Below are 11,333 nucleotides of genomic sequence, written 5' to 3' on the forward strand. Positions count from 1 at the left end.
GAGATGGATCAACGGCCCCGTCGATCCCGGGCCTGCCCGAGATCGAATCGATGCGTCAGCATCTTGATCCGTTGGTACGATACTGATGTCACATCGTCCCAGCGGACGATGTGACCTGTGAGCAGGCGCCCCACTCGGCAGAGGGGATCCGCCGCTTTGACTGTCGCGGCCCAGCGAACGGCGCCTCAGAATTGCGGCGGCAGGTCGTTGAGCGTGCGGGCCTCCTCGGCCAGGGCCGGCAGCAGGTCGCAGAAGCGCTCCACCCACGGCGTCGGCACCGAGGTCGAGACCTTGACGAAGCGGTCGCCGAAGCGGGCGGTGTGGTAGGTGCCCTGGCGGATCATGATCCCGCGGCGGCGGTAGCACTCGACCAAAGCCTCGGGCCGGATGCCGGCGCCGACCGTCTCCAGCACCAGGAAGTTGCCGTGCGAGGGGAAGACCGGCAGCGCCAGCCCCGCGACCCGGGCCGCGGCGTCTCCGATCATCGCCTTGTTGGCCCGGTCGATCCGGCGGACTTTCGCCATCCAGTCGGGCTTGACCGCGAGCCCGGCCTCGGCGGCGCGCTGCGCGATCACGCTGGCGCCGAGCACGCTGGTGGTGCGCGCGGCCATCTCCTCGAACAGGGCCGGGGAGGCGACCAGCGCCCCGATCCGCAGCCCCGCCAGTCCGAGCCACTTCGAGAAGCTCAGCGAGACGACCGTGTTCTCCGGGTCGGCAAGGAGCGCCGGGTGATGGTCCTCGGCGAAGTCGCGATAGGTGCAGTCGTGGACGAGGAGCGCGCCGCATGCCCGCGCGATGGCCGCGAACGCCTCGATCTCGGCCTTCGTATAGCGGATGCCGAGGGGATTGTTGGGATCGACGAGGTAGATGATCGCGGTGCGCTCATCCACATGGGCGCGCAGGGCCTCCGGGGTGAGCCGATACTGGCAGGCGGGATCGTAGATCGGGATCTCGATCACCGTGGCACCGGCCTGCGCGGCGAACAGGCAGGGCCATTTCCAGGTCGGGTCGGTGGTGACGAAGGTGGTGCCAGGCCGGCAGCGGGCGCGGCACACCATCGCCAGGGCATTGACGCCGCCCTCGGTCACCAGCGCCTCGGCATCCGGCGTGCCGAGATCGGCGGCGATCGCGGCCCGTAGCGATTCGAAGCCGAGCGGCGGGGCATAGGCGTTGAAGGCGCCGTCCTCAATCGCCCGGATCATCGCGGCGCGAACGGTCGGGTGGGCCTCGATATGGTTGGTGTTCTGGCCGAGCCAGATCAGGTCCGGCGTCGCCGAGAGCGCGTCGAAGTAGCGGTTGCGGGTGAGGGCAGGGGAGGCCATCTCAGATCACCGACCCGCGCGAGGCGATGCCACCATCGATGGTGACGACCGTGCCGGTGATGTAGCCGGCCCGCGGCGAGGCCAGGAAGGCGCAGAGATCGGCGACCTCCTCCGAGGTGGCGGGGCGCTTGCCCGGATACTTGTCGAAGAGTTCCTGCCAGCGCGCCTCGTCGCCCAGCATGTCGATCGCCTTGCGCTTCATGATCTTGAGCATGCGGTCGGTGGCGACCGGGCCGGGATTGACCGCGACCACCCGCACGCCGTGATCGAGGCTGCGCCCGCCGAGGGCCTTGGTGAAGGACATCAGCGCGGCGTTGCCGGTCGAGCCCGCGATGTAGCTCGCATCCCAGTTCTCGCCCGAATTGCCGATGACGTTGACGATCACGCCGCCGCGGCCCTTCAGGCGCGGATAGTAGAGGCGCGACAGGGTGATGTAGCCGAACACCTTGAGATCGAAGCCCCGGCGCCAGTCGGCCTCCTCCAGGATCTCGATCGAGCCGGCCGGAATGTCGCCGGCATTGTTGACCAGGATGTCGATCTCGCCGGCCGCCGCGGCGAGTGTCTCCATCGCCGCCGTGCTCGACAGGTCGAGGGCGTGGACGGTGACGCGCACCCCGTACTCGTCTTCCAGCGCGTGCTTCGCCTCCTCCATCGCCGCGCCGTTGCGGGCGGCGAGATGCAGGTGGCAGCCCTCGGCCGCGAAGGTGCGGGCGATGGCGAGGCCGATGCCCTTCGAGGCGCCGGTGATGAGGGCGGTCTTGTCGGTGAGGTCGAGCTGCACGGGGCACTCCTGGCAACGGACAGGTATGCATCATGCAGCAAGTTGCATACCACGCCACGGCTCACTCGAACGCCGCCAGGAAGTCGAGCAGGTTGTCGCCGAGCAGCGCGACGTGATCGCGCATCGCCCGGTGCGCGGCCTCCGGGTCGTGGGCGAGGATCGCCCGCAGGATCGCCTCGTGCTCGCGGATCGTGTCGCTCATCCGGTTCGGCATCCGGGTGACCCGGCGGCGATAGGCGGCGACCTGGTTGCGCAGGCGCCGGGTCTGGTCGGCCAGGAAGCCGTTGCGGGCGGCCTCGTAGATCGCCTCGTGGAACTCCTGGTTGACGTCGTAGAAGGCGTCGGCGTCGCCCCCGTCGACGAGGGCGACGAGCCGCTGGTGGATCGGCTCGATCGTCGCCCCCCAGGTCGGCGGGACGCGCCGGGCGGCGAGCCTTGCGCACAAACCCTCCAGCTCGGCCATCACCTGGAACATCTCGAGCAGGACGTGCGGGCCGATGCTGCGCACCACCGCGCCCTGGCGGCCCCGCAATTCAACGAGCTGACTCGCCGCGAGCAGCCGGAACGCCTCGCGCACCGGGGTGCGCGACACACCGTAACGCAGCGCGATCTCCTGCTCGTCGAGGCGGCTGCCGGGTTCGAGATGCCCGGCGGCGATCGCGGCTTCGAGCTGCTGGCGCAGCCCTTCCGCCAGGGTCAGGCCGGGAGGCGGGGAGGGGGCGGGACGACCCTCTTCAATCCGGATGACGCCGTTTTGTGCGCCTGCCGCCGTCTTATGCATCTCTGAAACTCATTATTGTATACATCATGCTGCCCCTCTGCCCGGCTGCGTCTCGCCGACGCCATCGGGCCGCACCGCCGAGGTCGGAGGCAAGGTCAGTGCCGTCGCATCCGGACCATCTTGCCGGCGTCTGGCACATCCGTTGCAGAGATCCGCCTATCGCGGCCGGCGCTCAGGCATGCCAGAGGCGGCCCTCGTTATACAAGAACCCGAAAGGACGTCTCTTGCGGGCGATGGTGCGAGACCAGGACGACGCTCCCACGGCGGTGCCGGAGCCCGAGCCGCTGATCGAGCTCAGGGGCGTCGCCAAGACCTTCGGGCCGGTCAAGGCCCTGTCCGGCCTCTCGGCCCGGGTCGGACGGGGCGAGTTCGTCACCGTCGTCGGCCCGAGCGGCTGCGGCAAGAGCACCCTGTTCAACATCGTGGCCGGGCTGGAGGAGCCCGATCCCGGCGGGGCGCTGCGCTTCGAAGGCAAAAGCTGCCACGCCGCCGAGCTGCTCGGCCGGGTGTCGTTCATGCCCCAGCGCGACCTGCTGCTGCCCTGGCGCAATGTGATCGACAACGCGACCCTGGCGCTCGAGATCGAGGGCCGGCCGCGCAAGGCGGCGCGGGCCGAGGCGCTGAGGATGCTGCCCGAATTCGGGCTGGCCGGCTTCGAGGCGCAGTACCCGCACCAGCTCTCCGGCGGCATGCGCCAGCGCGTGGCGCTCATGCGGACCTTCCTGTTCGAGCGCGACCTGATGCTGCTCGACGAGCCGTTCGGTGCCCTCGACGCGCTGACCCGCACGCTGATGCAGCGCTGGCTCCTCGACGTCTGGCAGCGCCACCGCCGCACGATCCTGTTCATCACCCACGACGTCGACGAGGCGATCTTCCTCGGCGACCGGGTGCTGGTGATGACCGCCCGGCCGGGCGCGGTGAAGCTGGAGCAGCGCATCGACCTGCCGCGCCCGCGCCGGCCCGACCTCGTCACCGCCCCCGACTTCATCCGGCTCAAGCGCACGCTCCTCGAGGCGATCGAGGAGGAGAGCCTGAAGTCGTTCCAGACCGCCGAGGAGAGGACCCGATGAGCGCCGAGGACATGGCCCGCCGCTGCGACCCCGCCGAATGGGAGGCCCGCGTGGCGCTCGCCGCCTGCTACCGGCTGGTGGCGCAGCTCGGCATGGACGACCTGATCTACAACCACATCTCGGCCCGCGTTCCCGGGCGCGACGACCAGTTCCTGATCAACCCCTACGGGCTCCTCTTCGACGAGATCACCGCGTCGAGCCTCGTCAGGATCGACGTCGACGGGCGCATCCTCGACGACACAGCCCACACGGTGAACCTCGCCGCCTTCGTGATCCATGCGGCGATCCACAAGACGAGCCACGACGCCGCCTGCGTGCTGCACACCCACTCGGATGCCAGCGTCGCCGTCTCGGGCCAGGAGAAGGGATTGCTGCCGCTGAGCCAGTTCGCGATGCGCTTCTACGACCGGCAGGCGTTTCACGATTACGAGGGCGTGGCGATCGACCTCGACGAGCAGGCGCGCCTGGTGCGCGATCTCGGGCCCCACAAGGTCATGCTGATGCGCAACCACGGCATCCTGACCGTCGGCCGCACGCCCGGCGAGGCGTTCATGCTGCTCTACTACTTCGAGCGCGCCGCGCGCATCCAGCTCGCCATGCAGGCGGCGGCCGCCTCCGGCGCTGCCCTGGTGATCCCGCCGCACGCGGTCTGCGAGCGCGCCGCGCGCCAGTTCTGGGACCTGCAAGGCGACATCCTGATCCCCGGCGAGCGCGAATGGCCCGCGCTGATGCGCCGGCTCGACCGCACCGACCCGTCCTACCGCCACTGATCGCGAAAGGTCCCCGATGCTCAAGCGCCGTCACCTCCTTGCCGCCCTCGCCGCCGTGATGCTCGCCGGCCCTGCCGCCGCCGCCGAGCCGGTGAAGGCGAGCTTGCGCCTGAAATGGCTGCCGCAGGCGCAGTTCGCCGGCTTCTACGTCGCGGCGCAGAAGGGCTACTACCAGGCGGAAGGCATCGACCTGACGATCAATCCGGGCGGGCCGAACCTGCTCGCCGAGAACCTGGTCGCCACCGGCGCCGACACGTTCGGCCTGTCGGGCGGCAGCGACAGCCTGCTCGCCGCCCGCGACAAGGGCCTGCCGGTGGTCTGCATCGGCGTCTCGCACCAGGTCACCCCGTTCGTCTTCGTCACCCGCAAGGACGGCCCGGTGAAGACGCTCCATGATTTCAAGGGGCGCACCGTCACAACCTGGTTCACCGGGGCCAACCACGTCCTCAACGCCATCCTGGCCAAGGAAGGCATCAAGCCCGACGAGGTGAAGATCCAGCCGCAGCAGGTCAGCGTCACGCCCTTCGTCGACGGGGCCGTCGATGTCGCGACGGCGACCTACTACAACGAACTCTACGCCATCCAGAGCCGGATGGGGAAAGATCAGTTGCGCACGTTCGTCGCCGAGGATTACGGCGTCACCTTCCCGCGCGACACCCTGATCGTGTCGCAAACGACGCTCAAGGAGAAGCCCGATCTGGTGAAGGGCTTCCTGCGCGCCTCGATCCGCGGCTGGCGCGACGCCTTCGCCGATCCGAAGGGCGCCGTCGACACCGTGATGGCCATCGCCCCGACCCTCGACCGGGCGCACCAGGAGTTCATGCTGGCGGAAGTGAAGCGCCTGATGACGGCCGGCCCCGCCAAGGAGAAGGGGCTGTTCGCGATCGACCCGGCGGCGCTCGCCAAGGTCCACGACCTGCTGCTCCAGGCCAAGGTCATCGGGAAGCCCGTCGACCTGACGAGCGCCTTCGATTCCCGCCCCCTCGACGCCCTGTCGAGCGCGGATCGCCAGCTGTGAGCCTCGTGGCGGCCGCCGCGCCGGCTGGCCCCCGCGCCGCCGGCTTCGCCCGCCGGATCGGCGTGCGGCTCGCCACGCTGCTGGCCGTGGCGTTCGCCTGGGAGGGTCTGGTGCTCCTGCTGGGCATCCGGCCGTTCTACCTGCCGCGGCTCTCGGCGGTGCTCGCGGCAATCCTGGCGACGCCGGGCGCCTATGCGTCGGGCTTCCTGCGCACGCTCACCGAGACCCTGATCGGGTTCGTCGCCGGCGGCGCCTTCGGGGTCGCCGTCGCCGTCGCGTTCCTGCGGCTGCGCACCTTGCGCGAGATGGTCTTCCCGCTCTTCGTGGTGTCGCAGACCATTCCGGTCATCGCCTTCGGGGCGCTGGTGGTGCTGTGGTTCGGCAACACCCTGATGGCGAAGGCGGTCATCGCCTTCTATCTCACCTTCTTCCCGGTCACCGTGAACGCCTTGATCGGCCTCGAAGCGGTCGATCCGCGCCAGATCGCCCTGATGCGCAGCTTCGGCGCCTCGCCGCGCCAGATCCTGCTGCGCCTGCAACTGCCGAGCGCCCTGCCGCAGACCTTCGTGGCGTTGCGGCTCGCCGCCTCGCTCAGCCTCGTCGGGGCCATCGTCGGCGAGTGGTTCGGCGACACGACCGGCCTCGGCGTGCTCCTGCTGCAAGCGATGTACACCGAGAACGTGGTGGCGATCTGGGCCGCTTTGCTCGTCTCGGCGTTCCTCGGCACCGGCTTCTACGCGGCAGTGGCGTTCGTCGAGCGCCGCCTCGTCTTCTGGGGGGCCGAGCAATGACCGCGCAGACATCCCGTGCCGTACAGCGCGGCATCCTCGGCGCGCTGCTGCTGATCGGGCTGTGGGAGGGCATCGCCCGCGGCTTGTCTCTGCCGGCCTATATCCTGCCGGCGATGAGCGACGTGCTTCTCGGCGTGTGGTCGAAGCGCACGATGCTCGGCGAGGCCGCTGCCTACACCCTGGCGGAGGCGCTCCTCGGCTACGTCCTCGGGGCGCTCGCCGGCATCGGGCTCGCGGTCGCGCTGACGCTCCTGCCGCAGATCCGCGGCTTCGTCGTCACGGCGGTGACGGCGGTGAACTCGGTGCCGGTGGTGGCCTATTCGCCGCTGATCCTGCTCTGGTGCGGCATCGGCCTCGCCTCGAAGGTGGTGATGGTGGCGCTCGCCGTCAGCTTCACCCTTTTTCTCTCGACGCTCGCCGGCCTCGACCGGGTCGACCGCCGCAGCATCGACCTGATGCGCAGCTTCGGCGCCGGGCGCCTCGCCCTGCTCTGGCGCCTGCGCCTGCCGACGGCCCTGCCGCTGATCCTCGCCGGGCTTCGGGTCTCGACGGTGCGCAGCATCATCGTGGCGATCGTCACCGAGATGCTCGGCGCCTATGGCGGCCTCGGCTGGGTGATCTACCAGGCGGTGCTCCAGATCGACTTCGTGCAGGTCTGGTCGGCGATCGTCGTCGCCTCCGCGGCCAGCCTTCTCTTCTTCGGCCTCGTCGGCCTCGCCGAGCGCCGGCTGCTGTTCTGGAAAGCGTCATGACCCGGCAGATGCATCTCGGCCTGTTCCTCCTCGGCACCGGCAGCCATGTCGCCGGCTGGCGCATGCCCGGCGCCGTCGACAGCTTCCAGGACTTTGCCGCGATTCGAGAGATCGCCCGCACCGCCGAACGCGGCTGCTTCGACCTGATCTTCATCGGCGACAACCTCTATGCCGATCCGGCCGCGCACCCGTCCTACACCCTGCGCCTCGAACCCCTGACGCTGCTCGCCGCGCTCGCGCCGCTCACCCGCCATATCGGCCTCGGCGCCACGGTCTCGACCACCTACAGCGACCCCTTCACGGTCGCTCGCGCCTTCGCCTCCCTCGATCACATCAGCGGCGGCCGCGCCGCCTGGAACGCCGTCACCACCGCGAGCCCGGCCACCGCCGCCAATTTCGGCACGGTCCACCCGGACCATGCACGGCGCTACGAGCGGGCGGGCGAGTTCCTCGACGTGGTGGCGGGCCTGTGGGACGGCTGGGCCGACGACGCCGTGGTCGCCGACCGGGAGAGCGGCCTCTACATCGATCCGGCGCGCTTGCGCGCCCTCGACCATGACGGCCCGTTCTTCACCGTGAAGGGCCCGCTCAATATCGGCCGCAGCCCGCAGGGACGGCCGGTGGTGCTCCAGGCCGGCGGCTCGGAGGCGGGCCAGGACCTCGCCGCCCGCACCGCCGACGTCGTCTTCTCGGTGGTCCAGGATCTCGACGAGGCCCGTGCCGCCTATGCGAGCCTGAAAGGCCGGCTCGCCGCCCATGGCCGGCGCCCCGAGGAGGTCACCGTCCTTCCCGGCGTGATGCCGGTGGTCGGCCGCACCGAGCGGGAGGCGTTCGACACGCTGGCGATGCTCCAGGGCTTCGTCGGCAACGAGAACGCCCTGGCGCTGCTCTCCGACCGGCTCGGCCAGGACATGTCGGCTTACGACCTCGACGGCCCGGTGCCGGACATCACCCTGCCGGACAGCTACCACAGCTTTGCCCGGGTGATGCTGTCGAAGGCCCGCCGCGACGGCATGACCCTGCGCGACCTCTACAACCTCACCGCCGCGGCCCGCGGGCACTGGGTGCTGTGCGGCTCGGCCGAGACCGTCGCCGACACGCTCCAGCACTGGTTCGAGACCGGCGCCGCGGACGGCTTCAACGTCATGCCGCCCTATTTCCACGACGGCTTCACGAACTTCGTCGATCTCGTCGTGCCGCGGCTCCAGGAGCGAGGGCTGTTTCGCCGCGACTACACGGGCACGACCCTGCGCGACCGGCTCGGCCTTGCCCGTCCGTCGCGCTGAGCGCGCCGGGATCGTGGCCGATCGCCGACGCCAGCCGTCACGCGGAAAGGGACCCGCGAAACCGCGCGAAACGCCGGGCCAGCACCGGCAGGACCGAGAGGTTCAGGAGCGTCGAACTCGCCAATCCGCCCAGGATCACGATCGCCATCGGCCCCTCGATCTCCCGGCCGGGCTCGCCGGCGCCGAGCGCCAGGGGCAGCAGGCCGAGGCCGGTGACCAGCGAGGTCATCAGGATCGGCACCAGCCGGTCGGCGGCGCCCTCGATCGCCGTGGCGGCGGTCCAGGGCCGCCCCTCGACGAGCACGAGGTGCTCGTAATGGGCGATCATCATGATGGTGTTGCGCAGCGAGATGCCGAACAGCGTCACGAAGCCGACGACGACGCCGAGGGAGACGAGGCCGCCGGTCGCGGCGACGGCCAGCACGCCGCCGACGACCGCGAAGGGGATGTTGACGAGGATCAGCATCAGATTGGCGACGGACCCGGTGACGACCGCCAGCAGGAGCAGGATGCCGAGCCCGGAGAGGCCGGCATAGAGCGCGAGGTCGCGGCGGGCCTGCCCTTGCGCCTCCGCCGCGCCGCCGATGCCGACGGAGACGCCCGGCGGCAGCGTCACCTCCCGGGCGATCTTGCGGGCCACCGCCTGCGTGAACGAGGCGATGTCCCGGCCCTCGACATTCGCCGTCACCACCCGCACCCGCTGCGCCCCGTGATGGGCGATGGCGGCGCGCCCGACGGTCTCGTAGATGTCGGCGACCTGCGCCAGGCGGATGATGCTGCCGCCCGGCGTGCGCAGCGGCAGGTCGCCGAGGCTTGACGGCCGCGCGCGGGCCGCCGGGTCGAGGACGACCACGACGTTGAACACCGCGTTGCCCTCGTAGGACTGGCCGACCGTGTCGCCCTGGAAGGCGGTGCGGGCGATCTCCAGCACCTCGATCGCGTCGAGGCCCCAGTGGCGCAGGTCGTGGGGACGCAGGGCGATGGTGATTTGCGGCAGGCCGGCCGGCGACCGGAGCTGGATGCCGACCGCGCCCCGGATCTCGCCGAGTTCCCGGGCCACGTCCCGGGCCGCCGCCTCGATCCGGTCGAGATCCGCCCCGTACACGCTGACCACCACCGGGGCGGTGAAGCCCGACACGACCTCCTCGATGCGCTCCGTGAGGAAGGTCTTGAGCGAGAAGGTCGCCCCGGGCGTACCCGCCATCAGCGCGCGGATCCCGGCCTCGGCCCGCTCCTGCGCCTCGCCGTCGAGGCCGGGCGCGAGGTCGATGTGGATCTCGCTCTCATGCGTGCCGCCGAGATCGTAGCCGGCTTCCGCGCGGCCGACCTGCTGGGCGACGGCCCGCACTCCGGGGATCGCCTTGAGGCCCGCCGTGACGTGGCCGCCGAGCCGCAGGGTCTCCTGGAGCGACGTGCCCGGGGCCGTGGCCATGTGCAGGATGAAGTGGCCCTCCTTCAGATCGGGGAGAAACGCGCCGCCGAAGGACGGCACCGGGACGGCGCCGCCCAAGACCACCACCAGGCCCGCCGCCCCCACGAGGACGGGATGCCGCACCAGCCTCTCGAGGAGCCGGACATAGACCCCGCGCACCGCCCGGGTGACCGGCGGCTCCCGGGCCGGCAGGGCCTTGCGCCCCGCGAGCAGCAGGCGCGCCAGCGCCGGCGTGACCGTGAGCGCCACGACGAGGGAGGCCAGCACCGCCAGGATGTAGGCGAAGGCGAGGGGGCCGAACAGGCGGCCCGGCACGCCGGACAGCGCCAGGACCGGCAGGAAGACCAGCAGCACCGCGAAGGTCGCGTAGGCGACCGAGACGCGGACCTCCAGGATGGCATCGAGCACCACCCGGGCCTCCGGCCGCGGCGCGGCGAGGCGCCGGTTCTCCCGCAGGCGGCGCATCGCGTTCTCCACGCCGATCACCGCATCGTCGACGACCTCGCCGATGGCGATGGCGAGCCCACCCAGCGTCATGGTGTTCAGGCTGAGGCCGAAGGCGCCGAGCACCAGGACCGCGCCGATGAGCGAGAGCGGAATCGCCGTCGCGCTGATCAGCGCCGTGCGCCAGTCGAACAGGAAGACCACCAGGACCACGACGACGAGGATTCCGCCAAGCGCCAGGGCGTGGAGCACGTGGCCGGTGGCCTGCGCGACGAACTCGGCCGGGCGGAACAGATCGGTGCGCAGGGTGATCCCGTCCCGGGCGAGGCCGGGTCGCAGCTCGGCGAGCGCCGCCTCGACCCTGGCCGCGACCGCGACGGTGTTGGCGCCGACCTGCGCGCCAATCATCATGAGGAGGCCGGGCTGCCCGTCGACCAGGGCGGCGCTGATCGCCGGCTCCGGGCCGGCCACGACGTCGGCGACGTCGCCGAGAACGACGCTGGCGCCGCCCTCGTTGATCAGCACCGTGCGGGCGACCGCGGCCGGGGTGACCGCCTGCCCCTCGGTCTGGAGGGTGATGCGCTGGTTGACCGTGTCGATGAAGCCCGCGCCGCGCAGGCCGGTCGCCTTGCGGCCGGCGACGAGCACGTCGTTGAGGCCGATGCGGAAGCGGACGAGATCCTGGGGCCGCACCTGGATGCGGATCGACCGGATGTCGCCGCCATAGACCAGCACCTCGCCGACCCCCGGCGCCGCGAGGAGGCGCAGGCGCACCCGCCAGTCCGCCACCGTGCGCAGATCCATGAGCGAGCGCGTGCCCGAGGTGAGGCCGACGAGCAGGATCGCGCTCGTCGAGGAGGTCAGGGCGGTCATGGCGGGGGGGGGC

10 protein-coding genes are annotated in these 11,333 nt (G+C 70.8%); 6 read left to right on the plus strand and 4 right to left on the minus strand.

What is annotated here, in order from left to right; genetic code table 11:
- Positions 1–185: 185 nt before the first annotated feature.
- The 3 genes from VP06_RS30765 to VP06_RS30775 form a co-directional block, all read right to left on the minus strand.
- The gene (locus VP06_RS30765; RefSeq protein ID WP_048467627.1) at positions 186–1,322 is read right to left on the minus strand and encodes a pyridoxal phosphate-dependent aminotransferase; all 1,137 of its coding nucleotides are present in this window, start codon (positions 1,320–1,322) and stop codon (positions 186–188) included.
- Position 1,323: 1 nt separating this feature from the next.
- Positions 1,324–2,103 (minus strand): SDR family oxidoreductase, encoded by a 780-nt coding sequence (locus tag VP06_RS30770; protein ID WP_048467628.1) that lies wholly within the window; start codon positions 2,101–2,103, stop codon positions 1,324–1,326.
- Between the two features lie 61 nt (positions 2,104–2,164).
- The gene (locus VP06_RS30775) at positions 2,165–2,884 is read right to left on the minus strand and encodes a GntR family transcriptional regulator (RefSeq protein ID WP_082167721.1); all 720 of its coding nucleotides are present in this window, start codon (positions 2,882–2,884) and stop codon (positions 2,165–2,167) included.
- Between the two features lie 233 nt (positions 2,885–3,117).
- On the opposite strand from VP06_RS30775, the gene VP06_RS30780 reads away from it, so the two are divergent.
- The 6 genes from VP06_RS30780 to VP06_RS30805 are packed head-to-tail and all read left to right on the plus strand — an operon-like array spanning position 3,118 to position 8,571.
- Positions 3,118–3,954 carry an ABC transporter ATP-binding protein gene (locus VP06_RS30780; protein WP_048467629.1) on the plus strand — a complete coding sequence of 279 codons (837 nt, stop codon included), beginning with the start codon at positions 3,118–3,120 and terminating at the stop codon, positions 3,952–3,954.
- Positions 3,951–4,724 (plus strand): class II aldolase/adducin family protein, encoded by a 774-nt coding sequence (locus VP06_RS30785; protein WP_048467630.1) that lies wholly within the window; start codon positions 3,951–3,953, stop codon positions 4,722–4,724. The genes VP06_RS30780 and VP06_RS30785 overlap by 4 nt, the downstream gene beginning before the upstream one ends.
- A 16-nt stretch (positions 4,725–4,740) precedes the next feature.
- Positions 4,741–5,742: an ABC transporter substrate-binding protein gene (locus tag VP06_RS30790; protein WP_048467631.1), complete on the plus strand. Its 1,002-nt coding sequence runs from the start codon at positions 4,741–4,743 to the stop codon at positions 5,740–5,742.
- On the plus strand, positions 5,739–6,533 hold the full coding sequence (locus tag VP06_RS30795; RefSeq protein ID WP_053082106.1) for an ABC transporter permease: 795 nt from the start codon (positions 5,739–5,741) through the stop codon (positions 6,531–6,533). The genes VP06_RS30790 and VP06_RS30795 overlap by 4 nt, the downstream gene beginning before the upstream one ends.
- A complete protein-coding gene (locus VP06_RS30800; RefSeq protein ID WP_048467632.1) occupies positions 6,530–7,285 on the plus strand; it encodes an ABC transporter permease in 756 nt (251 codons plus the stop codon). The genes VP06_RS30795 and VP06_RS30800 overlap by 4 nt, the downstream gene beginning before the upstream one ends.
- Positions 7,282–8,571, plus strand: coding sequence for an LLM class flavin-dependent oxidoreductase (locus tag VP06_RS30805; RefSeq protein ID WP_048467633.1), 1,290 nt, complete (start codon positions 7,282–7,284; stop codon positions 8,569–8,571). Before VP06_RS30800 ends, VP06_RS30805 begins: the two co-directional genes overlap by 4 nt.
- 37 nt (positions 8,572–8,608) lie before the next feature.
- On the opposite strand, the gene VP06_RS30810 is transcribed toward VP06_RS30805, so the two are convergent.
- On the minus strand, positions 8,609–11,333 hold a 2,725-nt coding region (locus tag VP06_RS30810; RefSeq protein ID WP_048467636.1), incomplete at its 5' end, for an efflux RND transporter permease subunit.

The sequence above is a fragment of the Methylobacterium aquaticum genome, from assembly GCF_001043915.1.
Classification (GTDB): domain Bacteria; phylum Pseudomonadota; class Alphaproteobacteria; order Rhizobiales; family Beijerinckiaceae; genus Methylobacterium; species Methylobacterium aquaticum.